The organism is Streptomyces sp. NPDC111802 (genome assembly GCF_055634335.1).
In genome coordinates, this window is sequence record NZ_JBVKCZ010000014.1 from 128,250 (window position 1) to 154,782 (window position 26,533).

The following is a 26,533-nucleotide window of genomic DNA, read 5'->3' on the forward strand; positions in this document are numbered from 1 at the left end:
GGACGGCCCCGATGAGCGGACATGAAACTGAACGGGGGCTTAACAGGTCAACGGTGTTGTCATAAGGTGCGGGCACCGGCCCGAGGGAGGCAGTCCATGAGCGAGCGCGTCGTCCCGTCCGCCGCCCGGCAGCGCAGACGCCCCACCAAGCAGGGTGTCGTGCTGTCCGAGGACCTGATCGTCGAGACCGCCCTCAGACTCATCGAGGAGCACGGCGCCGACGCCCTCTCGGTGCGCCGGCTCGGCCGCGCCCTCGGCGCCGACCCCAGCTCGCTGTACCGGTACTTCCGGCACACCGACGACCTGATGCTCGCCATCGCCGACGAACTCATCGGCCGTACTCTGCGCACCTGGCGGCCCAGCGGCGACTGGCGCGCCGACCTGCGGGATCTCGGCCTGCGCATGCACGCCGGCGCCCTCGCCCACCCCCGGGCGGCGGTGCTGAGCTCGTACCGGGTGACGGGGCGGGCGTACGAGATCCAGGCCGTCGAGACCATCCTCGGCGTGCTGCGCGGCGCGGGTTTCCCCGACGCGGAAGCGGTGCGGATCTACCACGCCTTCGTCGACCAGGCCCTCGCCTACGGTGCCCTCGACTCCGCGAGCGCGGCCATGCCGAAGGCGGCGCGGGAGGCGGAGGCGGCCGTCTGGCGGGGGACGTACGCGCGGCTGCCCGCCGACACCCACCCGCACATCGCCGCTACGGCCCGCCATCTCGTGGCGGACATGCCGCGCAGCTCCTATCCGGCTGCCCTGGACCTGCTGTTGAGCGCCGCCTCGGCCCGGCTCGGGGAAATCCGGTCCCGGGCCGGACACCCGAACCGGACGGTCGGGAGCTGATGCGGGACGGGGCGTCGCTGGTGGCGGACTGAAACGGCCTGGCCGGGACACCCGTGGGGGTACAGGGCGGCGGGACAGGACCGTGCCGTGCCCAGGACCCTTCGGAGGAGCCATGCCCATGGTGAAAGCGGGCTTCGTGGTGCTCGACTGTGCCGAGCCCGAGAAGCTCGCCGTGTTCTACACGGAACTACTGGAAGGCGAGCAGACCGACGCCGCCGCCAACCGCGTCGAGATCAGGGGCGCCGACGGAACCCGGCTCGCGTTCCGCCGCGACACGAACGCGACCCCGCCGAGCTGGCCGCGCCCCGAGAACTCCCTCCAGGCCCATCTCGACTTCGTGGTGGAGGACCTGGACGAGGTGGAGCGCAGGATCGTCGGACTCGGCGGCCGTCCCCTGGAGGCGAAGGACGCGCCGGGCCCGTACGAGGAGCGCGGTTACTCCGACCCGGCCGGCCACTCCTTCACCCTGCGCCGCACCACCGCCGCGGCACCGAAGCAGGGCTGAGGCCTCCAGAGGCCGGCCGGGGCGTGCGCTCGGTCTCCAGACCGGCCGGGGCGGGCGCTCAGTCCCGCCCGCCCTTGTCGGAGACCGGCCACACGCCCGTCGAGCGCTCGATCGCCTTCGCGCCGGTGCGGTCCGCCAGGCTGCGGGCCATCGCGAACAGCGCGCCCTGGACCGCGGCCGCCAGCAGGACCTCTCCCCAACTGCGGTCGCGGTCCAGCGCGTCGGGGGCGTCCTCCTCGTGCCGTATCGCCATCCAGGTCTTGCGGAAGGCGAGCCCCGCCAGTGCCCCGCTCGCCCAGCCGAGCGCGAAGCCCAGGGGCTTGTAGGCGAGGGGGAGCTTCAGCTTCTTCTTGTCGGTCTTCTTGGCCACGTGCGCCTCCTTGGTGTCAGGGCCGCCCTTGAGCAGGAACTTCCTCGGCCTGCGGAACCGGCCCGGGCGGTGTCCCGTCGCCGAACGGCCTGCCGCCGAGCTCCTCACGGTGGTGCGGCGTCAGCCAGCCCGCCAGATCCGGCCCGAGGGGAACGATGCCGGTCGGGTTGATGCCGCTGTGCACCTGGTAGTAGTGCCGCTTGATGTGGTCGAAGTCGACGGTGTCACCGAATCCGGGCGTCTGGTAGAGGTCGCGGACGTACGCCCACAGGACCCGGTTCTCCGTCAACTTCCAGCGGTTGCACTTGAAGTGGCCGTGATAGACGGGGTCGAAACGTACCAGCGTGGTGAACAGCCGGATGTCCGCCTCCGTGATCGTGTCGCCGACCAGATAGCGTTGCCCGGCGAGCCGCTCCGCCAGCAGCTCCAGCCGCCGGAACAGACGCGCGCACGCCCCCTCGTACGTCTCCTGGTCGGTGGCGAAGCCCGCCCGGTACACACCGTTGTTGACGTCCTCGTAGACGTCGGTCATCACCTCGTCGATCTCGTCGCGCAGCGGCGCCGGGTAGAGATCGGGCGCGCCCGCGCGGTGCAGGGCCGTCCACTCGGTGGCGAGGTCGAGGGTGATGCGCTGGTAGTCGTTGGTGACCAGTTCGCCGCTCGGCACGTCCACGATCGCGGGGACGCTGACGCCGCCCGGGTAGTCCGTCTCCCGCCGGTCGTAGGCCTCGCTGAGGAAGCGGATGCCGAGCACCGGGTCGCGATCGTCCGGGTCCAGCGTGAAGCGCCAGCTGCGGTCGTCCTGGATCGGGTCGGCGATCGCCATGGACAGGGCGTCCTCCAGGCCGAGCAGCCGCCGCGAGATCACCGCCCTGCTCGCCCACGGACAGGCGCGGCTGACCACCAGACGGTAGCGGCCCGCCTCCACCGGTCGGCCGTCCCGGCCGTCCGCCGTGATCCGGTCCGTGAAATGGGCCTTCGACCGCTGGAACGACTTCCTTCCGTAGGCGGTGTTGCCCCCGCCGCTCATGACCGCGCTCCTCTCTTCGGCAGACCGCGCTTTCCGTCTCACCGAGTCCCCCGATTTCCGCCGTCGGCACCGTGTGAGCCCGACCGATCGGGGCAGTCGGCGTTAAATGAGCAGGACGACCGAGGCACCACAAGCGGACCGCAAGACCCGGGTCACCGTCCTGGTGGCTCTCGCGGCCAACCTCGTCATCGCGATCGCCAAGGCGGTCGGCGGTCTCATCGCGCACTCGCCGGCGCTGCTGTCGGAGGCGGCGCACTCGGTGGCGGACAGCATGAACGAGATCTTCCTGCTGGCCGCGCTGCGCCGCAGCCGCCGCCCCGCCGACTCCCGTCATCCCTTCGGCTACGGCAAGGAGCGCTTCTTCTGGTCGCTGCTCGCAGCCGTCGGCATCTTCGTGATGGGCGGCTGCTTCTCCTTCTTCCAGGGCGTCGAGGCGCTCCGCAACGGCTCCGAGGAGACTTTCGGCGGCTATGTGGCGGGCATGATCGTGCTCGGCGTCGCGTTCGTCGCCGAGGGCCTGTCGTTGGTGCGGGCGCTCCATCAGGTGCACCGACAGGGCGGCCTCGCGAGCGGACTGCGCGACCCGGCCCTGCGCACGGTCGTCGCCGAGGACGCCACGGCCGTGCTGGGCGTGACCCTCGCCTTCGCGGGCATGGCGCTGCACATGGTCACCGGGCAGGTCGTATGGGAGGCGTCCGCCTCGCTCGCGATCGGCGCGCTGCTGGTGTTCATCGCCTACCGTCTGGGCCGCGACGCCCGCGACCAGCTGATCGGGGAGGCCGCCGATCCCGAGGCCGACGCCCGGATCCGCGCGCTGCTGGCGGCACAGCCCGAGATCGACAGCGTGGAGGCGCTGTTCACGATGAAGACGGGCCTGGAAACGGCCCTGGTGGCGGCCCGCGTCGACCTGGTGCCTGGCCTGGACAGCGAACAGGTCGAGGAGGTCGCCGTCCGCATCAAACGGTCCATCGGCCACACCGTCGCCGAGGCGGACCAGATCTTCCTCGACGTGACCGAACGCACCGCGCGGGAGGCACAGGGAAGCCCCGCCGCGACGGGGGAACGCGGCGGGGCCTGACGCACGTGTGCCCGGCGAAGGCCGGTTCATGCGTTCCGGGCAGAAGATATTTCCGGAACCCCGCTGAGCCGGCGCCGAGGCCCCGACCGCGAGTCCTCGGGCCCCCGGGTCAGCTCTCCTCGACGGGCTCCAGCACGAACACGGGGATGGTCCGGTCCGTCTTCTTCTGGTAGTCCGCGTACGGCGGATACGCCGCGACGGCCCGCTCCCACCACTCGTCCTTCTCCGCGCCGGTGACCTCGCGGGCCCTCATGTCCCGCAGCACGGTCCCGTCCCGGAGCTCCACACGGGGATCGGCCTTGACGTTGTGGTACCAGACCGGGTGCTTGGGCGCCCCGCCCAGCGAGGCCACGACGGCGTAGCGCCCCTCGTGCTCGACGCGCATCAGCGGCGTCTTGCGGAGCTTGCCGCTCTTGGCGCCCCGGGTGGTGAGCAGGATCACGGGCATCCCCGTGTCCATCAGGGTCGTGCCCTGGGTGCCACCGGAGCTCTCGTACAGCTCCACCTGCTTGCGCACCCAATCGGTCGGGCTGGGCTCGTACTCGCCCTCAAGAGGCATGACATCGGTCCCATCGTCGTGTCCTGGTGATCACTGACGCCCCATTCAACACCGGCACATGCTCGAATCATCCGCACGATGCCGACCGGTCCGGCCACTACAGCAGCATCCGCACCGCCAGCGCCAGAATCACGCCGCTCGACACCAGCGCCGTCACCAACCGGCCCCGACGCCCCGTCAGCACCCGCCCCAGCAGCGCCCCGCCCCCTGCCAGTAGCAGCTGCCAGCTCGCCGACGCGGTGAACGCGGCCAGGACGAACACGCCCTGTTCCAGGGGCGATACGGCATCCGCCGCGCGGGTGCCGAGGACCAGGGCCGCGAAGTAGATCACGGTGGTCGGGTTGAGCAACGTGATGCCGAGCAGCGCCACGTACGCGCGCGCCGGGCTCGGGGGAGGGGGAGCGGAGCGGGTGGCGAGCCGGTGGTCGCGGTGGTGGCGTACGGCGATGACCGCGCCCCGTGCCGCGAGGGCCGCGAGCACCAGGGCGGAGGCCCAGCGCAGCGGCACCAGGACCGGTCGCAGCGCGGCGGCCAGTGCGGAGCCGCCGAGGGTGGCCACGAGGGCGTAGAGCCCGTCCGCGGTGGCGACGCCCAGGGCGGCGCAGACCCCGGTCCGCAGAGACGTACGGGCGGTGAGGGAGACGAGATAGGTCGCGACCGCGCCGACCGGGACGGCGATGCCGTAGCCCGCGAGCAGCCCCGCGACGAGCGCGGCGGTCACGACGTGGGAAGCGTGGGCCTCCCGGATCGGCCGGGCTGCTGCTGGGACCGCACCGGACGAACGGCGGCGGTCGGCGGCAGGAAGGCGATGGTCGTAGACATGGCCGGATTCTGCGGGTGGGGACGGCCCGGCGGCCATCGAATTTCGCCGGAGCGGCGGTTCGTCCACGCCAGGGGACCCGTCGGCCACCTCCGAACCCGAAGCTCTGTGCGACCATCCCCGGCCAGATTGCCCGCGTATCTGATCTGGCCGAACTTGGCGTCGCCCGTCTAGATGCCCCAGGCATCTAATGAAGATCTGCATGACGCACCCTTCGTCTGCGAGGACTTCCATGACGGACATGACGGAATCGCACACCGTCGCCTTTCCGCAGGACCGCACCTGCCCCTACCACCCACCCACCGCCTACGCCCCGCTCCGCGACACCCGCCCGCTGGCCCGAGTGAAGCTCTACGACGGCCGCCTGGTCTGGCTGGTCACCGGCCACGGCCTCGCCCGGACCCTGCTGGCCGACCCGCGGCTGTCCACCGATCCCACCCGGCCCGACTTCCCCGCGCCCACCGCGCGCTTCGCGGAGGCACGCCGTCGCAAGAGCGCGCTGCTGGGTGTGGACGACCCCGAACACCGTGTCCAGCGACGGATGATGATCCCCAGCTTCACGCTCAAGCGCGCCGTGGAACTGCGTCCGTGGATCCAGCGGATCGTCGACGAGCGGCTCGACGCGATGATCGACCGGGGGGCGCCCGCCGAGCTGGTGAGCGCCTTCGCGCTGCCCGTGCCCTCGATGGTGATCTGCGCCCTGCTCGGCGTTCCCTACGCGGACCACGAGTTCTTCGAGGGCCAGTCCCGCCGGCTGCTGCGCGGCCCGACTGCGGCCGACACCCTGGAGGCGCGCGCCCGCATGGAGACGTACATCGACGAACTGATCGACCGCAAACAGAAGGACCGCGAGGCCGGCGACGGAGTCCTGGACCAACTCGTCCACCAGCAGCTGCGCGACGGCGAACTGGACCGCGAGGAACTCATCGCCATCGCGATCATCCTGCTGGTCGCCGGCCATGAGACCACGGCCAACATGATCTCCCTGGGCACCTTCACCCTGCTTCAGCACCCCGACCAGCTGGCCGAGTTGCGGGCCGATCCCGGGCTGCTGCCCGCCGCGGTCGAGGAGCTCATGCGGATGCTGTCGATCGCCGACGGGATGCTGCGCGTCGCCGTCGAGGACATCGAGGCGGGCGGCGAGACGATCCAGACGGGTGACGGGGTGCTCTTCTCCACCTCGGTCATCAACCGCGACGAGTCCGTCTACCCCGACCCCGACACCCTGGACTGGCACCGCCCGGCCCGCCATCACGTCGGCTTCGGGTTCGGCATCCACCAGTGCCTCGGCCAGAACCTGGCCCGCGCCGAGATGGAGATCGCCCTGCGCACCCTCTTCGACCGCCTGCCGACCCTGCGACTTGCCGTCCCTGCGGAGGAAATCCCCTTCAAACCCGGCGACACGATCCAGGGGATGCTGGAACTCCCCGTGACCTGGTAAGAGGCTCCGGTCATGCACAAAGAAACGCACGAAACACACGAATCAGGTCACATGGACATCGACATCGACCACAGCCTCTGTGTCGGGGCCGGCCAGTGCGCCCTGGCCGCCCCCTCCGTCTTCACCCAGGACGACGACGGCTTCAGCGTGCTGATCCCCGGCCGGGAGGACGGCGGCGGGGACCCGATGGTGCGGGAGGCCGCGCGGGCCTGTCCGGTGGGCGCCATCACCGTGTCCGAGACGGGGAGTTGACGCAGGGCCCCTCGCTCGGCGTCCTGAGCGGCGGGCGGGTTCGCACCTGGTGCCGGGCCCGCCCGCCGGATCTCAGCGCGCAGTGACCGTGCCGCTTCCCGTGCCTCTGGGGCCGTCGTGTTTGCCGTGGGCGACGGCGGCTTCAGTGTTCTGACTCCCGGCCGGGAGGACGGTCGCGGGGACCCGATGGTGCGGGAGGCCGCGCGAGCCTGTCCGGTGGGTGCCATCACCTTGCCCGAGGCGCGGAGTTGACGCGGGTCCCCCTCGCTCGGCGTCCTGAGTCGCGGGCGGGTTCGCACCTGGTGCCGGGCCCGCCCGCCGGATCTCAGTGCGGCGCGACTGCGCCGATTCCCGTGCCTCTCTGGGGCCGACGACGGCTTCAGCGTGCTGATCCCGGGCCGGGAGGCCGGCGGCGGGGACCCGCCGATCTCAGCGCGCCGCCAGCAGCGTCCGTGCCGCCTCCCGTGCCTCTGCGGCCGGTCGCGTGCTGCCCGTTATCCCCGCCGTGACCATGGCGCCCTCGGCCAGCAGATACAGCGGCCCGGTCAGCGCGTCGGGCAGCCCGGCCCCGGCCACCAGTGAGGCGAGGTACTCCCGGAAGGCTGCCTTGTGCGTCCGCACCTGCTGCGCCACCCGATCCGACCGGGCGCCCAGCTCGCCGTACGAATTGATCCAGGCGCACCCGCGGAAGTCCTCCTCGCCGAACCACTCCTCCAGCCAGTCGAAGACGGCGAGGATCCGCCGCTCGGGGTCCCCCTGTCGCTCCACATAGGCCGCGAGCCCACCGCGCCAGCGCACATCGCGCCGTTCCAGATACGCCTCGACCAGCTGTTCCTTCGCCGGGAACAACTGATACAGCCGCTTCAGCGAGACCCCGGACGCGCCCCGGATGTCGTCCATGCCGACGGACTGGATGCCGCGCCCGTAGAACAGGCTCTCGGCGGCGTCCAGTGCGTGCTCCCGGGCGGTAGCGCTGTCCATGTACGACCACTCCTTGACGCGAGAACGAGCGTTCTCCTACGGTAGCAGCCATCGTGAGAACGCTCGTTCTCCCTTGCTTCGACCGTCGATCCGTCCCCGGAGGACGCCATGAACGACCGCCCGCCCCTCCCGCCGTTCACCCGAGAGACCGCCGCGCAGAAGGTGCAGGCCGCCGAGGACGCCTGGAACACCCGCGACCCGCACAAGGTGGCCCTCGCCTACTCGGAGGACTCGGTGTGGCGCAATCGCGGCACCTTCGTCACCGGCCGCGCCGAGATCGTCGAGTTCCTCACCGCGAAGTGGGCGCGCGAGCACGAGTACGCGCTGCGCAAGGACCTGTGGGCCTTCGACGGCAACCGCATCGCGGTCCGCTTCCAGTACGAGTGCAAGGATGCCGACGGCCAGTGGTGGCGGTCCTACGGCAACGAGCTGTGGGAGTTCGACGAGCACGGGCTGATGACCCGGCGCGAGGCGAGCATCAACGACGTGCCGATCGAGGAGAACGACCGCCGCATCCTCGGCCCGCGACCGGAGAACGAGCGCGGACTGTCCTTCCCGCTGCGTTAGCCCCTTTCAGTAGGGTTCCCAAGTGACCGAACAGGCAGCGAATGAACAGGCTCGGAGACCCTTCCTCTACGTCGTCGTCTGTGCCGCCGGGATCGCCGTGGACGTCAGCAAGCTGATCACCGCCGCGCAGGAGCGGGACTGGGAGGTCGGCGTCATCGCGACCCCGGTCGCCGTGAACGGCTTCTTCGACACCGCCGCCGCACAGGCCGTGACCGGCCGCCCCATCCGCTCCGCCTGGCGCACCCCCGCCGATCCGCGCCCCTTCCCGCCACCGGACGCCGTCGTCGTCGCGCCGGCCACCTTCAACACGATCAACAAATGGGCGGCCGGCATCGCCGACACCCTCGCCCTGGGCACCCTGTGCGAGGCATACGGCCTCGGCGTCCCCATCGCCGTCCTGCCCTGCGTGGCCGACGCGCTCGCCGCCCATCCCGCCTACCAGGACAGCCTGATACGGCTGCGAGGGATGGGCGTGCGCTTCGGGGAGCCGTACACCGGCGAGGCGGGGGAGGACGGCCGACGCCCGGAGTTCGGGTGGGAGCGGGCGCTGGACATGCTGGAGCGTCACCGGGCGCCGTAGGCTCGCCTGGTACCCCACCCCGAAGGCAGGAGCAGCAACGATGCAGTACGTGAAGCTCGGTTCGACGGGCCTGGACGTGTCGCGGATCTGTCTGGGTTGCATGACCTACGGCCTCCCCGACCGTGGCGTGCACGAGTGGACGCTCGACGAGGAGGCGTCGCGGCCGCTGATCCGGCAGGCGCTGGACGCCGGGATCAACTTCTTCGACACCGCCAACGTCTACTCCGACGGCACCAGCGAGGAAATCGTCGGCAAGGCGCTGCGCGACTTCGCCCGCCGGGACGAGATCGTCCTCGCGACCAAGGTGCATGGCCGGATGCGTTCCGGACCCAACGGCGTCGGGCTCTCCCGCAAGGCCATCATGACGGAGATCGACCACAGCCTCGCCCGCCTCGGCACGGACTACGTCGACCTCTACCAGATCCACCGCTTCGACCCGCACACGCCGGTCGAGGAGACGATGGAGGCGCTGCACGACCTGGTGAAGGCGGGCAAGGTGCGCTACATCGGGGCGAGTTCGATGTACGCGTGGCAGTTCTCCAAGATGCAGTACACGGCCGAGCGGCACGGCTGGACCAAGTTCGTCTCGATGCAGAACCACTACAACCTCCTCTACCGCGAGGAGGAGCGCGAGATGCTGCCCCTGTGCGCCGACCAGGGCGTCGGCGTACTGCCCTGGAGCCCGCTGGCACGCGGCCGCCTCACCCGGGACTGGGGCACGGTGACCGACCGCAGCGCCAACGACAACTTCGGCAGCCGCCTGTACGTGGACAGTGACCAGGTCGTGGTCGAGGCCGTCACCCGAGTGGCGAACGAACGCGGCGTCCCCCGCGCCCGGATCGCCCTGGCCTGGCTCCTGCACCAGAGCCCGGTGACGGCCCCGATCATCGGCGCGGCCAAGCCCCAGCACATCGATGACGCGGCAGCGGCGGTGGAACTGGAGCTCACGGAGAAGGAACTGGAGGAACTGCAGCAGCCCTACGCTCCGCACCCGATCATCGGCCACTGAAACGCCTTCCCGGGGCGCGGGGAGTCGTGCGACCAGCCCCACCCCGCAGCCGACGTACTAGTGGGGCCCGTACGGCGCGAACTCGTTGCCGCACGGGCCCGCCCCCTCGCTCTCCGGCAACGGAGCAGGATCGCCACCCATCGTCAGCGTCCGGTAGAAGCGGCCGATCCGCTCGGCCGAACGCCCCACGTAGTGACTGATGAACGACCGCCGAAACCGATCCTCCGTACGGTTCGGCTGCGACCCGTGCACCAGACTCCCGTTGAAGAACAGAACATCCCCCGGCGCCATGTCGACGGGTACGGGCCGCAGACCCCCGGGCGGCGGTACGTACTCCCGCGCGAAGGACACCTCGGCGTCGGCCAGTTCAGGGCAGAACAGGTCCATGGCATGGGTGCCGGGCACGACTTCGAGCCCGCCGTTGTCCCGGTCGATCACATCGCAGGCGATCCACGCCGCGACACAGGTGCCCGGCTCGACCCGCAGATAGAAGTTGTCCTGGTGCAGCGCCTGCCCCCGGGCCCCCGGTGGCTTGAAGTAGAACATGCTCTGCGCGGCCAGCACCTCCTCCCCGAGCAGCGCCTCCAGCACGCCGCGCAGCCGGGGATCGAGCAGCACCCGCAGCGACAGATCGTCGATCTCATGCGGATGCATCACGCGCGGATACGCACGCAGCGGGTCGGCATCGCCCGGCCGCGGCTCGAAGTGGCCAGCCACCGGCCCGGCCGCGTGCAGCGCCGCGAACCCGTCGCACAACCGGTCGATCTCGTCGTACCCGAACAGTCCGCGTACGACGGTGAAGCCCTCGTCGCGGAACCGGCGGAGCCCGGCCTCGGGCAGGATGGGGGCGCCGGCGGCGCCGATGTCCGTGGCTGTCATGCGTCCACTCCTTCATGAGACTCCATGAGACGTCCTCGGCCTGTCACGCTAGGCCGGTACGCGCATCAGGAGGATGACCGTGAGCGCTGACGGATTGCCCGAGGCTGCCGCGCCCGGCGACCCCGCACCGCCGCCCGGCCTGGTGGTGGTCGGGCACTTCGACCAGCCGCCGGGGTACGGGGTCGACAGGCCGCGCGGAGCGGACAGCTGGCTCTTCACCTGGACGACCGGAGGTCGGGGCCGGCTGCGGCACGGGGACGGCGAGGCGCGGGCCGGGGCCGGGGACCTGGTGGTGCTCGCGCCGGGTGTCCCGCACGGCTACGGGGTCGAACCGGGCGCGCCCCGCTGGGAGTTCTGGTGGGTGCACTGCCAGGCCCGCCCGACCTGGCGGTCGTGGCTGCGCCCGTACGACACCGGTGAGGGGATGTACGTCGTCACGCCGACGCCGGACGCCGCGCACGGCCGCATCGAGACGGCGTTTCGCCGGATGCTCGCCGACGCCCGCTGGACGGGCACCGAGGCGCCGCCCGTCAGGGCGCCGGGGGAGGAGCAGGTCGCCGTGGCGCACGGCAGCGCGGCCCGTGAACTCGCCCTGTGCTCACTGGAGGAGGTCGTCCTGCTCACGGCCGGCACCGCGCGGCCGCCCCTCCGGCCCGGGGTAGACGCCCGGGTGCGCCGTGCGCAGGCGCTGATCGACGCCGACCCGTCGGCACCGCACACCGTCCGCTCGCTCGCCGAACACGTCGCGCTCTCGCCCTCCCGGTTCGCCCACCTCTTCACCCGGCAACTCGGCCAGTCACCGATGCGCGCCCTGCGCGAGGCCCGACTGCGGCACGCCGCCCGGCTGCTGGAGAGCACGGGGCTGTCCGTGGAACGCGTGGCCGCCGCCTCGGGCTTCGTCAGCCCCTATCACTTCAACCGGGTGTTCCGGGAGCGGTACGGGAGGCCGCCGGGCGCGTATCGGACGGGCGGGCCAATGGTTGGCGTGTGACTTGTAAAGGGTCGGTGAAGGCGCGGACATCCGTATGACCAGGCAAAAAGGTCCCAGTGCGGCCGCTCAATGGTTCGCGCCGAGGCTCGGAGCCGGTCCAGTGAATACCGTTTCCAATTACCATTGCCGATATCCGGCAATGGCGGCGACCGCGTTATTGACCATTCGTCAAACAGTGACCGGCGCACACGCAAAGCGCAGAAGCCGGAATCGCTTGTTCTCTGCCCCTGACCTGTGCAAAGGTGTGCCTCGCTCCCCTAAGCCCCATGCTTCACCAGAGCTGCTCCCGGAGCATACCCCTTGGTATGGACCTTCAATGCCGCATGCCCTCCGGAGGAATGCCGCCGTGCAAGACGCAGGCCTGTCGAATTCCCCGAGCGACGCCCGCATCTTTGACGTCACGGACGCTCAACTGAGCGCCGAACTCAAGAAGTGGACGGGGGTGTCACCGGCCCTGCACCCGGTCGGTGAACTTCTCGACCGGCACTGGGAAGCGGGCTTCGCCTACGCACGGCTCTGCACGGCCGACGCCCGGTCGGCGGGGATGCTCACCACCGCGGCGTTCACCCGGCTCTTCGGCGAGACACTGCGGCAGACCGGCCCGACGGCCGCCTGGCGTCCCCAACTGCTCGTCACCGTGCGCCGTATAGCGGCGGAGTGGGACATCGACCGCAGACGGGAGCTGCTCCACCCCGAGCTGAGATCCGAGGCGGACGGCGCGGAGCGCGCGGCCGCCCGGCTGCTGCCGCCGGCGAGCCGGCGCCTGCTGTCCGGCGCCTTCCAACGGCTTCCCCAGTCGGCCCGCTGCCTGCTGTGGCACACCGAGGTCGAAGCCGAACCGCTGTCCGTACCGGCCGCCCTCCTCGGCCTCGACGAGGAGTCCGCGCGGCTCGAACTGGGCCGTGCCTGCGAGCGGTTGCGCGAGGAATGCCTCCAGGTCCACCGCGAGCTCGCCCCCGAGCAGGAGTGCCGTCAGTACCTCCGGATGCTGGATGTGACGTACCGGCGCGGCGGTGTCGACGTCGACCCCGACCTGCGCGATCACCTGAACCGCTGCGAGCACTGCAGCGACACCGCCTGCCAGCTCACCTTCTTCAACGAGGGGCTCGGTGTCGCGCTGGCCGAGGCGGTGCTCGGCTGGGGCGCCGGTGAGTATCTGGTGTCGAGAGCGACCCTCACCGAGGAGACGGCCCAGGCGAGGCCGACGCCGCCGGCCTCGATCGCGGGCGAGTCCTTCTTCGCGGACACCTACGCGGCCGCCCCCGCACCCGCGGTGGACGCGGGCGAGGCCCCCGCCCCCGCCCCCGCGCCGGAGACCTTCTTCGCCCCCGGCGGCGAGATGCGAGCCCCCCTGGGACAGGCCGGGCCCCTCCCCGCGGAGCAGTCCTTCGCCGCCCCTGCCGACGTGGTCGGCTCATCCGCCGAGCCCGGCCCCCGACGCGCCCGCCGTGCCACCCGCCGGGCGCGCCCCGCCACCGCTCCCGATGCCGGCGCCGCCCGCACCTGCTCCGGCCGTGCGGCGCTCAAGGCCGCCCGGCGCGCCACCCGGCGCCGTAACCTCACCGCCGCCGTCGCGACCGTCAGCGCCCTCGTCGTCCTGCCGCTGGTCATCTGGTCCATCACCGGATCCGGCGACGGTTCCGCACCGCCGGCCGGCGACCGCCCCTCCGAGGTGCCCGGCCCGGGCGAGGGCTCCGCCACCAGCAACCCGTCCTGGGCCGGCGCCGCCGAGGCCGCGAAGGGCGATCTGCGGGGCCGGCTGCACAACATCGGGTCCGGGCTGTGCGTCGGCATCGTGGGCGAGAAGGCCGTCGAGGGCGCGGAGACCGAACTCGCCGCCTGCGCCTCGGTGCCGGGCCAGCAGTGGGCGTACGAGACCGACGGACTGATCCGCAGCGGCGCCGACCCCGGCCTCTGCCTCGACTCCCACCTCGGCTACTCGGTCCGGCTCGCCCGCTGCACCGGTTCCGCCGACTCCGCGACCAAGAACATCCGCTACGACTTCACCCTCCAGGGCACCCTGGTGCCCCGCTTCGACCAGGACCTGGCCCTGAGCCCCGCCGCCACCGACGGCTCGGGCGCCCTGGTCCTCAAGTCCCGCGAGGACGAGGGCGACTCCCAGCACTGGGTCATCGACACCTCCCAGCCGGACCTCCAACTGGAGGTGGTGAACTGGGACTCGGCGACGCAGGTGCCCGAGACACCGACCCCGTCCCCCGAGCCGTCGAGGACACCGACGCCCACACCCACCCCCTCCGCGACCCGGTCCGGCTCGCAGCCGACGTCCGCGAGCCCGTCCCCGACCGACGAGTCCTGCTCCCACAACCCGTACGCCTGCTCCTGGGACGACAGCGGCGGCTGGTCCGGTGGCGGATACGGGGGCGGGTACGGCGGGGGATACGGCGGCCACGGATACGGCCGCCGCTGAGCGGTCGGGTCGGATCAGCCCCCGGTGCCGGGCTGGACCACCGTCAGGAAGACCGAGGACTCGTTCCCGGCCACCGGCACCTCACCGGCCGTCCAGGCCACCTTGAGCGGATCCCGCTCGTCGGGCGGCGTCACGAGCAGCGCCACCGGCCGCGCCGTACGGGCGCCGCTGATCTCGGGGCTGGCGAACGTGAGCCCCGCCCATGCGCTCCGACCCGGCGTCAGCGTGACGGTCGTGGGTGTGTCCGGGGAACGCTTCGGATCGGGGCCGAGCTGCTTGCCGGACCCGTCCACGAAGGCGGCACCGGGGTAGCCGCGCACGCTGCAGGTGTGGTCGCTGGTGTTGGTCAGCACGATCGGGAAGTTCCGCTGACCCGCTCCCGGACTGGGCCGGCCGATCGACGCGCGCAGCTCGGAGGTGTGGCAGCGCGCACCGGGGCCGCCCGACTGGGTGGCGGGGCTGGCGGTGTCGACTGCGGGAGGTCCCGTCGTGCCCGGCCCGGTCGAGTCGGGCCCCGTCGTGGGGCTCGCGGTGCCGCCCGTGGCCGTTGCGGTCGTACGGCTGCTCGTGTCGGTCGGTGTCCTGACGGCGCCCGTGGAATCGCCGCCGTCTCCGCATGCCGTCAGCACGCTCAGCAGCGCGACGGCGCTCAGAAGGGGAATCGCTCGGTGTAAGGAGGGGAATACCCGCGCACGTCCCATGTCTCACGACTCCCCGTTCTGGCGCCGAGTACTCACCCCTCGCCGAGCAGCCCGATCTCCGCCCAGATCGTCTTGCCGTCGGACGTGTGCCGGCTGCCCCAGCGTTGGGTCAGCTGGGCGACCAGCAGCAGGCCGCGGCCGCCCTCGTCGAAGATCTTGGCGCGACGCAGGTGCGGTGCGGTGTGGCTGGTGTCGGACACCTCGCAGATCAGCGTCGCCGTGTCATGGATCAGACGGAGCCGGATGGGGTGGCTGCCGTACCGGATGGCGTTCGTCACCAGCTCGCTCACCACCAGCTCGGCGGTGAAGGACGCCTCGCTCAGGCTCCAGACGTCGAGCTGCTCCACGACCTGCTTGCGGATCGGTGCGACGAGCGCCGGGTCCGCCGGGATGTCCCAGGTGGCGACCCGGGAGGCGGGCAGCCCCTGGGTGCGGGCCAGCAGCAGGGCCACGTCGTCCGCGACGCCGCCCGGGGGCAGCAGGGTGTGCAGGACGCGGTCGCAGGTCTCGTCGAGCGAGTCGGACAGGGATGCCAGCGCGGTGCGCAGCAGCGCGTGGCTGGCGTCGACGTCGCGCTCCCGGGTCTCGATCAGACCGTCGGTGTAGAGGGCGAGCACGGTGCCCTCGCGCAGTTCGATCTCGGCGGACTCGAACGGCAGGCCGCCCAGGCCCAGCGGCGGCCCGGCGGGCAGCTCGATCTCCTGTGCCGCACCGCCGGGCGGGACCATGACGGGCGAGGGGTGCCCGGCCCGGGCCAGTGTGCAGCGCCGGGAGACCGGGTCGTACACCGCGTACAGACAGGTGGCGCCGACCTCGCCGGGGCCGGCCTCGCTGCCCGCCTCCTCGGACAACCGCACGACCAGGTCGTCGAGGTGGGTGAGCAGCTCGTCGGGCGCGAGGTCGATGTCGGCCAGGGTGCGCACGGCGGTGCGCAGCCGGCCCATGGTGGCCGAGGCCTGGATGCCATGGCCGACGACGTCCCCGACGACCATCGCCACCCGCATTCCGGACAGCGGGATCACATCGAACCAGTCACCGCCCACCCCCGAACGCGCCGCCGGGAGATAGCGGGAGGCCGCGTCCAGCGCGGCGGTGCGCGGCAGGGACCGGGGCAGGAGGCTGCGCTGCAGGGCGAGAGCGGTCTCACGTTCGCGTGAGTAGCGGCGCGCGTTGTCGATGCAGACGGCCGCGCGGGCGGTGATCTCCTCGGCCAGCAGCGCGTCGTCCTGGGTGAACGGCTGGGGGTTCTTGAACCGGGTGAGCACGGCGACGCCGAGGGTGGCGCCGCGGGCCTGGATCGGTACGGACATGGTGGTGTGGATGCCGTAGGCCTTGATCCGCTCGGCGCGTGCCGGGTCCCAGGCGAGCCACTCCTCCAGGTCGCCGTTCGAGAGCGAGGCCACGATGGTGTGGCCCGCCACCATCGCGTCGGCCTGGGGCGAGGGGCTCGGGTACACGTCCTGGTTTCCGGGCTTGACCACGGCTTCGGGGTTGCCCGCGTTGATGGACCGGTGCGCCACCCGGCGCAGGCTGATCGGTGCGGTCAGCCCGCCGGTCGGCGGCTCGCCGCCGTGCTCCGGAAGGTCCACCAGGTCGACGCTGACGAAGTCGGCGAGGGCGGGGACGCAGACGTCGGCCAGCTCCTGCGCGGTGCGGGTGACGTCGAGAGTGGTGCCGATGCGGACGCTGGCCTCGTTCACCAGCTGGAGCCGCTCCCGGGCCAGGTACTGGTCGGTGAAGTCGTGCGCCGCGACACTCACGCCGCGCACCCGCCCCTTGGCGTCGGTGATCGGAGCCATCCGGGCCAGCCAGGTATGGGTCCGGTCCCCGCCGACCGGAACGTACGTCCGTACGTCGGTGCCCCGGCCCGTGGTGAGCACGCGCAGGAGCTGCCGCTCGATGTCCTGGCTCTGCCGTCTGCCGGTCAGCTCGGAAGCCCGCAGCCCGCGCACATGCTCCTCGGAGAGACCGAGGATCTCCGACATGACGGAGTTGATCCTGCGCAGCCGGAGCCGTTCGTCGTAGATGGCGATGGGGCAGGGCGACTCCAGGAGCCCGACGGCGTCCAGTGGATCGCCGGGCGGACGCGTGCCGCCGTCCAGCGGCGTGACCACGAGCCACTGATGCGGACCGTCGTCCCGGGGCCGCACCCGATGGGCGAGCAGCCACACGGGCAGCGTGCCGCCGTCGTGTCGGCGCAGGGTGACGATGCCGTGCCAGCGCGCGCCGTCCTGGGTGACGGAACCCCGCTCCGCCTCGCCGACCAGCAGATCCGCGGCGGGACGCCCCACCACTTCGGTGGCCGGATGGCCGAGCAGTCGCTCGGCGCCGGCGTTCCAGTCGACGAGCACGCCGTTGGCGTCGACGACCGCCCGGGCCGTCGCGGCCTCGTCGAACGGATACTCCGGGCTCATGGGCGCCACTCCCACGCGCACACTCACGGTGAACGAGCGTGTCACTTGGGCTCCAGCCTAGTGCTTCGGTGACGTGCACGTAGCGAACCCGCACTCCGCACTCTTGACTGCTCCGCGGACCAGCCCGTCAGAATCTGTTTGTTCACGATCAGTTCTGAGTACTTCTGGGTCCTGATGAGGGAGAGCCGCCATGACAGTCTCTCGAAGATCGTTACTGCTCGCCTCCACCGCCGCCCCGGCCGCCGGGGCGCTGCTGAGCACTCCGACGGCGCATGCCGCCGAGGCCGCCGGGGCCGCGTCGGGCCGCCGCACCGTGCCACTGCGCGACGGCTGGCGCTTCGCCCTGGTGAACCCGGGCGGCATCACCGACCCCACCGGCGCCTACTCCGAGGCCGCCGCGCCCGGCTACGACGACTTGGACTGGCGCGAGGTCGCGGTGCCGCACGACTGGAGCATCGAGTTCGCCCCGACCACCGAGCACGGCACCACCAGCGGCACCGGCTTCTTCCCGGGCGGCCTCGGCTGGTACCGCCTCGCCTTCACCCTGCCGCGCGCCTTCGCGGGCAAGCGGATATCGGTGGAGTTCGACGGCGTCTACATGGACGCCTACGTCTACTGCAATGGCACGGAGGCCGGCCGCCACCCCTACGGCTACACCGGCTTCGCCCTCGACCTCACCGACCTGCTGCACACCGACGGCAGAACCGAGAACGTGCTCGCGGTCAAGGTGCACAACCGCCTGCCCAGCAGCCGCTGGTACTCGGGCAGCGGCATCTACCGCGAGGCCCGCCTCGTCGTCACCGAGCCGGTGCATGTCGAGCGCTGGGGCACGTATGTCACGACGCCGGAGATCAGCGAGGAGCGGGGCGTCGTACGGGTGCGGACCGGCGTGGTGAACGCCTCCGGCGGTGGCACGGACGCCGAGCTCGTCTCGCGGATCGTCGACCCCAGGGGCCGTACGGTCGCCCGTACGTCATCCACCCTCGCCCTCACCGAAAGGGCGACCGAGACCCATGAACTCACGGTCCCCGAGCCGAAGTTGTGGGACTTCGCGACCCCGCACCACCGCTACACCCTGAGGACCGAAGTACGCGTCGGCGGCGCCACGACCGACACCCATGACACGACCTTCGGCTTCCGCACCTTCCGCTTCGACCCGGACGAGGGTTTCCACCTCAACGGCCAGTACACCAAGATCAAGGGCGTCGACCTCCACCACGACCTCGGCGCCCTGGGCGCCGCCGTCAGCATCGACGCGATCCGGCGGCAGATGACCATCATGAAGTCGATGGGCGTCAACGCCCTGCGCACCTCGCACAACCCGCCCTCGCCGGAGATGATCCGGGTCTGCGAGGAACTGGGCATCGTGATGCTGGTGGAGGCGTTCGACTGCTGGCGGACCGGTAAGACGCGCTACGACTACGGCCGCTTCTTCGACGAGTGGGCCGAGAAGGACGCCACCGAGATGGTGCTGGCGGCCCGCAACTCGCCCGCCGTCCTCATGTGGTCGATCGGCAACGAGGTCCCCGACTCCACGTCCACCGCCGGGCTCGCGATGGCCGACCGGATCATCGACGCTATCAAGGCCGCCGACGACACCCGCCCCCTCGTCATCGGCTCGGACAAGTACCGCAGGCTGCCGGCCAAGGGCTCGGCGGCCGATCTGATGCTGGCCAAACTGGACGGCCTCGGCCTGAACTACAACACCGCCAAGTCGGTGGACCAGCTGCACGCCGCCTACCCGCACCTGTTCCTCTTCGAGTCCGAGTCGTCCTCCGAGACGTCCACCCGCGGCGTCTACCAGGAGCCCGAGCGCCTGAACACCGGCGAGAACCACACGCCGGGCGGGCGGGCCACCTCGTCGTACGACAACAACCTCGCCTCCTGGACCATGAGCGGCGAGTACGGGCACAAGAAGGACCGGGACCGGAAGTGGTTCGCCGGGCAGTTCCTGTGGTCGGGCATCGACTACATCGGCGAGCCCACGCCGTACGACGTCTTCCCGGTGAAGGCGTCCTTCTTCGGCGCGGTCGACACGGCCGGCTTCCCCAAGGACATGTACCACCTGTTCCGCAGCCAGTGGATCCGCGAGCCGATGGTCCATCTCCTGCCGATGACCTGGAACCACCGGGCGGGCGACACGGTCGAGGTGTGGGCGTACTCCAACATCGACACCGTGGAGCTGCTCCTCAACGGAAAGTCCCTGGGTACGCGGACCTTCGACACCAAGAAGACCCTCGACGGCCGGACCTATCTCGAGACCACCGAGGCCACCGGCGACGACAAGACCTTCACCGACGGCCCCTACCCCGGCAGCTACACCAGCCCCAACGGCAGCGCGGGCAAGCTGCACCTGACCTGGAAGGTGCCGTACGAGCCGGGGGAGTTGAAGGCGGTGGCCCGTCGGGGCGGCAAGGCGGTCGCCACCGACGTGCTGCGTACGGCCGGTGCGCCGCGTGCCGTGCGGCTCACCGCCGACCGCGAGTCCCTGGCCGCCGACGGCCGTTCGCTTCTCTTCGTGACCGCCGAGGTCGTCGACGCGCGCGGTGTCGTGGTGCCCGACGCCGAGGACCTGATCGCCTTCGAGGTGACGGGCGGCTCGCTCGCCGGGCTGGACAACGGCCGCGAGGAGAGCGCCGAGCGCTACCAGGCGAGCACACGTACGGCTTTCCACGGCAAGGCGCTGGCGATCGTGCGGTCCGGCACGAAGGCGGGCTCGCTGAAGGTGATCGCTCGGGCCGAGGGGCTGCGGGCGGGGAGCGTGACCGCGCGGACGACTCCCGCCCGGTCGGCCGCGCTCACCCCGGCCCCGCTCTTCGAGCCCGATCACCCCGCCCCGCCGAACCACCCCTACGCGGACGCCAGTTATTCCGGCCGACCGGACACCCTCCCGGCCGCGATGCTCGACGGAGACCCGGCCACCGGCTGGTCCAACGGTTTCTCCAAGGCGGCGACGGCTCTGCTGCCCGCCTTCGACGGGGCCCGGCCGGGGGACTGGGTGTCCGTCGACTTCGGACGGGCACGGACCTTCGACCGGGTCGAGGCTTCCTTCACCGTGGACGCGACCCACACCCTCCCCGCGGCCATCGAGGCCGAAGTCTGGGACGGGCGACGGTACGCGCCGGTCGAGGGGGCGGCTGTGGAGTGGGCCGTCGCCTCGGATGCGCCGACCGTCATCACCTTCGACGCCGTACGCGGCTCCCGGGTGCGGCTCAACCTGGTCAGTGCTCATCCCGGGGAGGCCCGCGGGGCGGTACGGATCAGCAAGCTGGAGGTGCCGACGAGCTGAGCCGGTGAGCGGTCCGGACGGAACAGGTCCCGCCAGTCCCGTCCGGACCGTTGACGGAATGTCATGTCGCCAACAAGCTTGGCTGCGTCCGCCTCTGGGAGCGCTCCCATAGCGAGCGTCACCCGCACCTCACCCGAGGAGCCCAGACGTGAAACGACGCAGAATCACCCTGTTGTCCCTGACGGCCCTGCTGGCGGCCGGACTCACCGCACTCCCGGCCGCACCGGCCGGCGCCGAAGAGGTCGAGCAGCTCAGGAACGGCACCTTCGACACCACCACCGAGCCGTGGTGGACGACCAGCAACGTCACCGCGGGCCTGTCCGACGGGCAGCTCTGCGCCGATGTGCCGGGCGGCACCACCAACCGCTGGGACGCCGCCGTCGGCCAGAACGACATCACGCTGGTGAAGGGGGAGTCGTACCGCTTCTCCTTCACCGCGAACGGCTCGCCCGAGGGGCATGTCGTGCGGGCGATCGTCGGCTTGTCGGCGGCGCCGTACGACACCTACTTCGAGGTGACGCCGGAGCTGAGCGTCTCCGGGAACTCGTACGCGTACACCTTCACCTCACCCGTCGACACCCCGCAGGGCCAGGTCGGCTTCCAGCTCGGCGGCAGCGCGGACGCGTGGCGCTTCTGCATGGACGACGCCTCGCTGCTGGGCGGTGTCCCGCCCGAGGTGTACGAGCCCGACACCGGGCCCAGGGTGCGCGTGAACCAGGTCGCCTATCTGCCCGCCGGGCCGAAGAACGCCACACTGGTCACCGCCGCCACCGAGAGGCTGCCCTGGCAGCTGAAGAACGCGACCGGGACCGTGATCGCCCACGGCTGGACCGTGCCGCGCGGCACCGACGCCTCCTCCGCGCAGAACGTCCACTCCATCGATTTCGGCGCCTACCGCAAGCACGGCAAGGACTTCACGCTCGTCGCCGACGGACAGGCGAGCCGCCCCTTCGACATCGGGACGGCCGCCTATGAGCGGCTGCGCCTGGACGCCGTGAAGTACTACTACACACAGCGCAGCGGCATCGCGATCCGCGACGATCTACGCCCGGGATACGCCCGCCCCGCCGGTCACGTCGGCGTCGCCCCCAACCAGGGCGACGGCGCCGTGCCCTGCCAGCCGGGCGTGTGCGACTACCGGCTCGACGTCACCGGCGGCTGGTACGACGCGGGTGACCACGGCAAGTACGTCGTCAACGGCGGTATCTCCGTGTGGGAGCTGCTGAGCACCTACGAACGCGAACTGCTCGCGCGCACCGGGGAGTCGGAGAGGCTGGGCGACGGCACGCTCGCCATCCCGGAGAGCGGCAACAAGGTGCCGGACATCCTGGACGAGGTCCGCTGGGAGCTGGAGTTCCTGCTGAGGATGCAGGTGCCGGCGGGGCAGCCGCTGGCCGGCATGGCACACCACAAGATCCACGACGAGCAGTGGACCGGCCTGCCCCTGCTGCCGAGCGACGATCCGCAGAAGCGCGAGCTGCATCCGCCGTCCACCGCGGCGACCCTCAACCTGGCGGCGACGGCCGCGCAGGCGGCGCGCCTGTACAGGCCGTACGACAGGCAGTTCGCGGCGAAGGCGCTGTCCGCCTCCCGCAAGGCATGGTCGGCGGCCCTCGCACATCCCGACCTCCACGCCTCCGAGAGTGACGGCATCGGCGGCGGTGCGTACGCCGACGGCAATGTCACCGACGAGTTCTACTGGGCCGCGGCCGAGCTCTATCTCAGCACGGGCGAGCGGCAGTTCGCGGACCACGTCCTGAACTCGCCCGTCCACACGGCCGACATCTTCGGTCCCCTCGGCTACGACTGGGCGAGGACGGCCGCCGCGGCCCGGCTGGACCTGGCGACCGTGCCGAGCGGCCTGCCCGGCCGGGACCAGGTGCGCCGGTCCGTCGTCCAGGGCGCCGACCGCTATCTGGCCACCCTGAAGGCACAGCCGTACGGCATGCCCTACGCCCCCGACGGCAACCTCTACGACTGGGGCTCCAACCACCAGATCCTGCACAACGCCGTGGTCATCGCCTCCGCGTACGACATCACGGGCGCCTCGAAGTACCGCGACGGCGCGGTGCAGAGCATGGACTACCTGTTCGGGCGCAACGCGCTGAACATCTCGTACGTGACCGGCTACGGCGAGGTCAACTCCCACAACCAGCACGCCCGTTGGTACGCGCACCAGCTGGATCCGAACCAGCCGAACCCGCCGCTCGGCACGCTCGCGGGCGGACCGAACTCGGGTATCCAGGACCCCTACGCACAGAGCAAACTCCAGGGCTGCGTCGGTCAGTTCTGCTACATCGACGACATCCAGTCCTGGTCGACGAACGAGCACACGATCAACTGGAACTCGGCCCTGACCCGGATGGCCTCCTTCGTGGCCGATCAAGGATAGTCACCGGCCGGGGGCAGACACGGGAGGCCCGCTGCCGATGGGTGCGGCAGCGGGCCTTCCCTGTGCCGGGCGCCCGGGCTACGGGGTGACGTTCTTGACCGGGAGGTCCTTGCTCGCGCCCGCCATGTAGTAGTCCTTGGGCGCGGAGAAGACCGCGAACTCGTTGTCATAGTCCCGGATCTTGGCGCGGACGGTGAAGTTGCCGCGTGCGTCGGTGGTGGTCTGCGCGTTGTAGGCGCTCTCGAAGTACGTCCGCAGGAACACTCGGGTGCCCGCGACCGGGCCGTGCCCGGCCGGCCAGGTGACCTTGCCCTTCACGATGAGCGTGTCGCCCTCGCGCACCGTGGTCTTGTTCACCCGGTAGGTGAGGGCGCTGGTGACCGGCTTCGCCTTGACCGTGGTGTCCGCGAAGGCCATGTGGATGTCGGTGGGGTCGGTGTCGTAGATCGCCCGGAACATCACCTGGTGACGCGGGAACAGGTAGGGGCTGGGCTGGGTGTCCACGCGGTCCGCGGGAACGTCCTCCAGGGTGAACCGCCCCGCCGCGTCCGTGTGGACGGTGCCCACGCTGCGGGTCTCCCACTCGGTCGGGTCGATCGGGTCGCCCCACGGGTTCCAGGTGTCGAACAGAACCGATTCTTCGAGCTGGACCGGCGCGTCCGCGACGGGAGTGCCGTCGGGGCGGGTCAGGGTGCCGGTCAGATCGACCGTGCGGTTCTTGTAGTCGGTCGTGGCCCTGCTGCTGGTGAGCGTCACCTGGTAGTCGTCGCCCTCCGCCGCATGGGCGGGCGGTACGACCACCGCCGCGGCGGCCAGGGCGAGAAAGGCGACTGCGGCCGGACGAGCGGCCGTTGAGTGCATGTGCACGTGAACTCCGTTGGTGATGTGAGGGGTTGTCATGGTGTGTGACCGCGGGACATCACCGGGGGTTGTAGGGGCCGTCGGGACGGTACGGCCCCAAGACATTCCGTTTGGCTGCTTGTCGCCTGCCGGTTGGCTACGGTTCGCGCTCCATGAGCTCGCCGGGCCGCTCGTGAGCGGTGAGAGTGTGGAGTTCGGCCTGGCTGAGCGGCTTGTGCACCTCGACGTACTCACCGTGCGGAAGCCGCCTGATCACGCCCGTCTCCCGGCCGTGCGACACCAGTTCCCGGTCGCGGAGTCGGAGCCCCAGGCAGATGCGACGGGTGACTACGAACACGGCCACCGGGACGACCAGCGCGGCGACGCGGATCGTCCAGGTCACCGTGTTGATCGACAGATGCAGCCGGGTCGCCACGATGTCGTTGCCGCCTCCCGCCAGCAGGATCAGGTACAGGCTGATCCAGGCCGCGCCGATCCCCGTGCGCACGGGGCGGTTGCGGGGCCGGTCGAGGATGTGGTGCTCACGCCGGTCGCCCGTGAACCGGGCCTCCAGGAACGGATAGACGCCGATGAACACCAGCAGGAGCGGGAAGACCACGACCGGGATCAGCACCCCGAGGACCAGCGTGTGGCCCCACAGGTTGATCTCCCACCCCGGCATGACACGGACCAGCCCCTCGGCGAAGCCCAGATACCAGTCGGGCTGGGCGCCGGTGGAGACCTGGTCGGCACGGTAGGGGCCGTAGGACCAGACCGGGTTGATCGCCGCCACGGCCGCCATCAGGGCGAGGGCGCCGAAGACCAGGAAGAAGAAGCCGCCCGCCTTCGCCAGGTACACCGGCATGAACGGGGCGCCGACCACGTTGCGTTCGGTGCGTCCGGGACCCGCGAACTGTGTGTGCTTGTGGTACACGACCAGCAGGATGTGCGCGACGACCAGCGCCGCCATGATGCCGGGGATCACCAGGATGTGCAGCGAGTAGAAGCGGGCCACGATGTCGGCGCCCGGGAACTCGCCGCCGAACAGGAACATCGACAGATACGTTCCGACGACCGGGACGGACAGCAGCGCGCCGTTCACGAACCTGAGGCCCGTCCCCGACAGCAGATCGTCCGGCAGCGAGTAGCCGAAGAGGCCCTCGAACAGGCCGAGGAACAGCAGGGTCCAGCCGAACAGCCAGTTGATCTCCCGCGGCTTGCGGAACGACCCGGTGAAGAAGTGCCGCATCATGTGCGTGAGCATCCCGGCGACGAAGACCAGCGCCGCCCAGTGGTGCACCTGCCGCATCAGCAGCCCGCCGCGCACATCGAAGCTGATGTCGAGGGTGGAGGCGTAGGCCTCGGACATGCGGACGCCGTTCAGCGGCACGTAACTGCCGTGGTACGTCACCTCGTTCATCGACGGATGGAAGAACAATGTGAGGTACACGCCCGTCAGGACCAGCACGACGAAGCTGTACAGGCAGATCTCGCCGAGCAGGAAGGACCAGTGGTCCGGGAAGACCTTGCGCAGATACTTCCGGCCGAGCGAGTGGATGCCGAGTCGGCCGTCGAACCAGTCCGCGATCCGCTCGCCCCTGCCGGGCAGCTCCCGGGCGGCGCTCATGCCTGCCCCCGGTGCACATGGGTGAGCTTCTCGGGGCCGCTCTCCACGTAGACGCCGGGTACCCGCTCGCCGCCCGGTGTGAGATCCAGGACCAGGTCGGCGTACGGCTCCTCGCCCTGGAACAGCACGGCCGCCTCGTCGCCGTTGACCCCCCGGTAGCGCAGGTCCAGGTGGCCTCCGCCTCCGCCGCCCCGGCGCGCGAACGAGTCGAAGAGCCGGACCGCTTTGTCACGGCCGTGCACGGGACGCAGCCCCGCCCGCTTCCGCCTGCCGCCGCCGTCGGTCCACACCGTCATGTCCGGGGCGAGGATCTCCAGCAGCTCGGCGATGTCCCCGTCCACCGCGGCCCGTACGAACCGCTCGGTCGCCTCCCGCCGCACCCGAGGATGTGCCTTGTACCGCGGCCGCCGCGCATGCACGTGCTCGCGGGCGCGATGGGCGAGCTGTCGTACGGCCGCCAGCCTGCGGTCGATGATCTCCGCGATCTCGGGGTGCGCGGAGCCGAAGACCTCGTGCAGCACGAACACCGCGCGCTCCAGCGGTGTCGGCGACTCCAGGACGACCGGCATCGCGAGCGACACGGACTCGGTGCGCGGCGCCGGGGCGTCGGCGCCGTCGTCCTCGCCCGGTGCGACCAGCGGCTCCGGTAGCCACGGGCCGACGTATGTCTCCCGCGGCCGGCTGATCGCGGCCCGCCGCGTCGGCGCGTGGTTGACGGCCGTCCGCACGAGATACGCCCGCGGGTTCATGACGCCGTCGAGCGGGGCGCCAGCCTTGCGCGCCGTCCACGACAGCCAGGTCTCCTGAAGTACGTCCTCGGTGACGGGTACGGGGGTGTCGGACATGAGTGGGGCCTCCCAATGCGCGCTCTCACCACTGCGAGGGCCGACGGGGGGCGGAATGTGACATCCCGCGACCCGGATGTGACCTACGTCTCGCCGGG

The 26,533-nt window shown here is 71.0% G+C and carries 24 protein-coding genes; 13 read left to right on the forward strand and 11 right to left on the reverse strand.

Annotated elements, in window-relative coordinates; translation table 11 throughout:
* Window positions 1-96 precede the first annotated feature (96 nt).
* Entirely contained in the window at window positions 97-837 is a 741-nt protein-coding gene (locus tag ACZ7NC_RS17930; protein ID WP_471489286.1) for a TetR/AcrR family transcriptional regulator, read from the forward strand.
* A 112-nt stretch (window positions 838-949) separates the two neighbouring features.
* Window positions 950-1,342, forward strand: a complete 393-nt coding sequence (locus ACZ7NC_RS17935; RefSeq protein ID WP_471489288.1) for a VOC family protein — start codon at window positions 950-952, stop codon at window positions 1,340-1,342.
* Window positions 1,343-1,400: 58 nt separating this feature from the next.
* Here the strand turns inward: ACZ7NC_RS17935 and ACZ7NC_RS17940 are convergent, their stop codons facing one another.
* Both ACZ7NC_RS17940 and ACZ7NC_RS17945 read right to left on the reverse strand, forming a co-directional pair.
* Window positions 1,401-1,712, reverse strand: a complete 312-nt coding sequence (locus ACZ7NC_RS17940) for a DUF4235 domain-containing protein (protein WP_471489290.1) — start codon at window positions 1,710-1,712, stop codon at window positions 1,401-1,403.
* Between the two features lie 16 nt (window positions 1,713-1,728).
* Entirely contained in the window at window positions 1,729-2,742 is a 1,014-nt protein-coding gene (locus ACZ7NC_RS17945; RefSeq protein ID WP_471489292.1) for a glutathione S-transferase family protein, read from the reverse strand.
* A 106-nt stretch (window positions 2,743-2,848) separates the two neighbouring features.
* Here ACZ7NC_RS17945 and ACZ7NC_RS17950 point away from each other — a divergent pair, with 106 nt between their 5' ends.
* Window positions 2,849-3,820 (forward strand): cation diffusion facilitator family transporter, encoded by a 972-nt coding sequence (locus ACZ7NC_RS17950; protein ID WP_471489294.1) that lies wholly within the window; start codon window positions 2,849-2,851, stop codon window positions 3,818-3,820.
* 109 nt (window positions 3,821-3,929) lie between these two features.
* Here the strand turns inward: ACZ7NC_RS17950 and ACZ7NC_RS17955 are convergent, their stop codons facing one another.
* A complete protein-coding gene (locus ACZ7NC_RS17955) occupies window positions 3,930-4,379 on the reverse strand; it encodes a nitroreductase family deazaflavin-dependent oxidoreductase (protein ID WP_471489296.1) in 450 nt (149 codons plus the stop codon).
* A 97-nt stretch (window positions 4,380-4,476) separates the two neighbouring features.
* Window positions 4,477-5,100, reverse strand: a complete 624-nt coding sequence (locus tag ACZ7NC_RS17960; protein ID WP_471489298.1) for a LysE family transporter — start codon at window positions 5,098-5,100, stop codon at window positions 4,477-4,479.
* A gap of 331 nt (window positions 5,101-5,431) precedes the next feature.
* Between ACZ7NC_RS17960 and ACZ7NC_RS17965 the strand changes: the two genes are divergently transcribed.
* The 3 genes from ACZ7NC_RS17965 (at window position 5,432) to ACZ7NC_RS17975 (ending at window position 7,144) form a co-directional block, all read left to right on the forward strand.
* Window positions 5,432-6,640 carry a cytochrome P450 gene (locus tag ACZ7NC_RS17965; protein ID WP_471489300.1) on the forward strand — a complete coding sequence of 403 codons (1,209 nt, stop codon included), beginning with the start codon at window positions 5,432-5,434 and terminating at the stop codon, window positions 6,638-6,640.
* 51 nt (window positions 6,641-6,691) lie between these two features.
* Entirely contained in the window at window positions 6,692-6,892 is a 201-nt protein-coding gene (locus tag ACZ7NC_RS17970; RefSeq protein WP_471489302.1) for a ferredoxin, read from the forward strand.
* 69 nt (window positions 6,893-6,961) lie between these two features.
* Window positions 6,962-7,144 (forward strand): ferredoxin, encoded by a 183-nt coding sequence (locus ACZ7NC_RS17975; protein ID WP_471489406.1) that lies wholly within the window; start codon window positions 6,962-6,964, stop codon window positions 7,142-7,144.
* Window positions 7,145-7,321: 177 nt separating this feature from the next.
* On the opposite strand, the gene ACZ7NC_RS17980 is transcribed toward ACZ7NC_RS17975, so the two are convergent.
* Window positions 7,322-7,873: a TetR/AcrR family transcriptional regulator gene (locus tag ACZ7NC_RS17980; RefSeq protein WP_471489304.1), complete on the reverse strand. Its 552-nt coding sequence runs from the start codon at window positions 7,871-7,873 to the stop codon at window positions 7,322-7,324.
* 108 nt (window positions 7,874-7,981) lie between these two features.
* On the opposite strand from ACZ7NC_RS17980, the gene ACZ7NC_RS17985 reads away from it, so the two are divergent.
* Genes ACZ7NC_RS17985 through ACZ7NC_RS17995 form a run of 3 tightly spaced genes read left to right on the forward strand, consistent with a single transcriptional unit; the run spans window position 7,982 to window position 10,029 of the window.
* The gene (locus tag ACZ7NC_RS17985; protein ID WP_471489306.1) at window positions 7,982-8,440 is read left to right on the forward strand and encodes a nuclear transport factor 2 family protein; all 459 of its coding nucleotides are present in this window, start codon (window positions 7,982-7,984) and stop codon (window positions 8,438-8,440) included.
* A gap of 22 nt (window positions 8,441-8,462) precedes the next feature.
* Window positions 8,463-9,020, forward strand: coding sequence for a flavoprotein (locus tag ACZ7NC_RS17990; protein WP_471489308.1), 558 nt, complete (start codon window positions 8,463-8,465; stop codon window positions 9,018-9,020).
* A 40-nt stretch (window positions 9,021-9,060) separates the two neighbouring features.
* Window positions 9,061-10,029: an aldo/keto reductase gene (locus ACZ7NC_RS17995; RefSeq protein WP_471489310.1), complete on the forward strand. Its 969-nt coding sequence runs from the start codon at window positions 9,061-9,063 to the stop codon at window positions 10,027-10,029.
* A 57-nt stretch (window positions 10,030-10,086) separates the two neighbouring features.
* On the opposite strand, the gene ACZ7NC_RS18000 is transcribed toward ACZ7NC_RS17995, so the two are convergent.
* Window positions 10,087-10,908 (reverse strand): phytanoyl-CoA dioxygenase family protein, encoded by an 822-nt coding sequence (locus ACZ7NC_RS18000; protein WP_471489312.1) that lies wholly within the window; start codon window positions 10,906-10,908, stop codon window positions 10,087-10,089.
* A 73-nt stretch (window positions 10,909-10,981) separates the two neighbouring features.
* On the opposite strand from ACZ7NC_RS18000, the gene ACZ7NC_RS18005 reads away from it, so the two are divergent.
* Complete coding sequence (locus ACZ7NC_RS18005) at window positions 10,982-11,899, forward strand: helix-turn-helix domain-containing protein (RefSeq protein WP_471489314.1); 918 nt, start codon at window positions 10,982-10,984, stop codon at window positions 11,897-11,899.
* A gap of 346 nt (window positions 11,900-12,245) precedes the next feature.
* The gene (locus ACZ7NC_RS18010; protein WP_471489316.1) at window positions 12,246-14,327 is read left to right on the forward strand and encodes a ricin-type beta-trefoil lectin domain protein; all 2,082 of its coding nucleotides are present in this window, start codon (window positions 12,246-12,248) and stop codon (window positions 14,325-14,327) included.
* Between the two features lie 14 nt (window positions 14,328-14,341).
* Here ACZ7NC_RS18010 and ACZ7NC_RS18015 read toward each other — a convergent pair whose 3' ends face one another.
* Both ACZ7NC_RS18015 and ACZ7NC_RS18020 read right to left on the reverse strand, forming a co-directional pair.
* The gene (locus ACZ7NC_RS18015) at window positions 14,342-15,028 is read right to left on the reverse strand and encodes a DUF4232 domain-containing protein (RefSeq protein WP_471489318.1); all 687 of its coding nucleotides are present in this window, start codon (window positions 15,026-15,028) and stop codon (window positions 14,342-14,344) included.
* Window positions 15,029-15,060: 32 nt separating this feature from the next.
* Window positions 15,061-17,442, reverse strand: coding sequence for a SpoIIE family protein phosphatase (locus ACZ7NC_RS18020; protein ID WP_471489320.1), 2,382 nt, complete (start codon window positions 17,440-17,442; stop codon window positions 15,061-15,063).
* 190 nt (window positions 17,443-17,632) lie between these two features.
* On the opposite strand from ACZ7NC_RS18020, the gene ACZ7NC_RS18025 reads away from it, so the two are divergent.
* Window positions 17,633-20,731 carry a glycoside hydrolase family 2 TIM barrel-domain containing protein gene (locus ACZ7NC_RS18025; RefSeq protein WP_471489322.1) on the forward strand — a complete coding sequence of 1,033 codons (3,099 nt, stop codon included), beginning with the start codon at window positions 17,633-17,635 and terminating at the stop codon, window positions 20,729-20,731.
* A 148-nt stretch (window positions 20,732-20,879) separates the two neighbouring features.
* Entirely contained in the window at window positions 20,880-23,123 is a 2,244-nt protein-coding gene (locus tag ACZ7NC_RS18030) for a glycoside hydrolase family 9 protein (protein WP_471489324.1), read from the forward strand.
* A gap of 78 nt (window positions 23,124-23,201) precedes the next feature.
* On the opposite strand, the gene ACZ7NC_RS18035 is transcribed toward ACZ7NC_RS18030, so the two are convergent.
* The 3 genes from ACZ7NC_RS18035 to ACZ7NC_RS18045 form a co-directional block, all read right to left on the reverse strand.
* Window positions 23,202-23,984: an acyl carrier protein gene (locus tag ACZ7NC_RS18035; RefSeq protein WP_471489326.1), complete on the reverse strand. Its 783-nt coding sequence runs from the start codon at window positions 23,982-23,984 to the stop codon at window positions 23,202-23,204.
* A 136-nt stretch (window positions 23,985-24,120) separates the two neighbouring features.
* Window positions 24,121-25,590, reverse strand: a complete 1,470-nt coding sequence (gene qcrB, locus ACZ7NC_RS18040) for a cytochrome bc1 complex cytochrome b subunit (protein ID WP_471489328.1) — start codon at window positions 25,588-25,590, stop codon at window positions 24,121-24,123.
* A complete protein-coding gene (locus ACZ7NC_RS18045) occupies window positions 25,587-26,435 on the reverse strand; it encodes a sigma factor-like helix-turn-helix DNA-binding protein (protein WP_471489329.1) in 849 nt (282 codons plus the stop codon). Before ACZ7NC_RS18045 ends, qcrB begins: the two co-directional genes overlap by 4 nt.
* Window positions 26,436-26,533: the final 98 nt, after the last annotated feature.

Excerpts from the sequence above, each read along its gene's own strand:
- ACZ7NC_RS17930 (WP_471489286.1), top strand. The coding sequence starts at position 97 with ATGAGCGAGCGCGTCGTCCCGTCCGCCGCCCGGCAGCGCAGACGCCCC.
- ACZ7NC_RS17935 (WP_471489288.1), top strand. The coding sequence starts at position 950 with ATGCCCATGGTGAAAGCGGGCTTCGTGGTGCTCGACTGTGCCGAGCCC.
- ACZ7NC_RS17945 (WP_471489292.1), bottom strand. The coding sequence starts at position 2,742 with ATGAGCGGCGGGGGCAACACCGCCTACGGAAGGAAGTCGTTCCAGCGG.
- ACZ7NC_RS17950 (WP_471489294.1), top strand. The coding sequence starts at position 2,849 with ATGAGCAGGACGACCGAGGCACCACAAGCGGACCGCAAGACCCGGGTC.
- ACZ7NC_RS17955 (WP_471489296.1), bottom strand. The coding sequence starts at position 4,379 with ATGCCTCTTGAGGGCGAGTACGAGCCCAGCCCGACCGATTGGGTGCGC.
- ACZ7NC_RS17965 (WP_471489300.1), top strand. The coding sequence starts at position 5,432 with ATGACGGACATGACGGAATCGCACACCGTCGCCTTTCCGCAGGACCGC.
- ACZ7NC_RS17970 (WP_471489302.1), top strand. The coding sequence starts at position 6,692 with ATGGACATCGACATCGACCACAGCCTCTGTGTCGGGGCCGGCCAGTGC.
- ACZ7NC_RS17980 (WP_471489304.1), bottom strand. The coding sequence starts at position 7,873 with ATGGACAGCGCTACCGCCCGGGAGCACGCACTGGACGCCGCCGAGAGC.
- ACZ7NC_RS17985 (WP_471489306.1), top strand. The coding sequence starts at position 7,982 with ATGAACGACCGCCCGCCCCTCCCGCCGTTCACCCGAGAGACCGCCGCG.
- ACZ7NC_RS17995 (WP_471489310.1), top strand. The coding sequence starts at position 9,061 with ATGCAGTACGTGAAGCTCGGTTCGACGGGCCTGGACGTGTCGCGGATC.
- ACZ7NC_RS18000 (WP_471489312.1), bottom strand. The coding sequence starts at position 10,908 with ATGACAGCCACGGACATCGGCGCCGCCGGCGCCCCCATCCTGCCCGAG.
- ACZ7NC_RS18005 (WP_471489314.1), top strand. The coding sequence starts at position 10,982 with ATGACCGTGAGCGCTGACGGATTGCCCGAGGCTGCCGCGCCCGGCGAC.
- ACZ7NC_RS18015 (WP_471489318.1), bottom strand. The coding sequence starts at position 15,028 with ATGGGACGTGCGCGGGTATTCCCCTCCTTACACCGAGCGATTCCCCTT.
- ACZ7NC_RS18020 (WP_471489320.1), bottom strand. The coding sequence starts at position 17,442 with ATGAGCCCGGAGTATCCGTTCGACGAGGCCGCGACGGCCCGGGCGGTC.
- ACZ7NC_RS18025 (WP_471489322.1), top strand. The coding sequence starts at position 17,633 with ATGACAGTCTCTCGAAGATCGTTACTGCTCGCCTCCACCGCCGCCCCG.
- ACZ7NC_RS18035 (WP_471489326.1), bottom strand. The coding sequence starts at position 23,984 with ATGCACTCAACGGCCGCTCGTCCGGCCGCAGTCGCCTTTCTCGCCCTG.
- qcrB (WP_471489328.1), bottom strand. The coding sequence starts at position 25,590 with ATGAGCGCCGCCCGGGAGCTGCCCGGCAGGGGCGAGCGGATCGCGGAC.
- ACZ7NC_RS18045 (WP_471489329.1), bottom strand. The coding sequence starts at position 26,435 with ATGTCCGACACCCCCGTACCCGTCACCGAGGACGTACTTCAGGAGACC.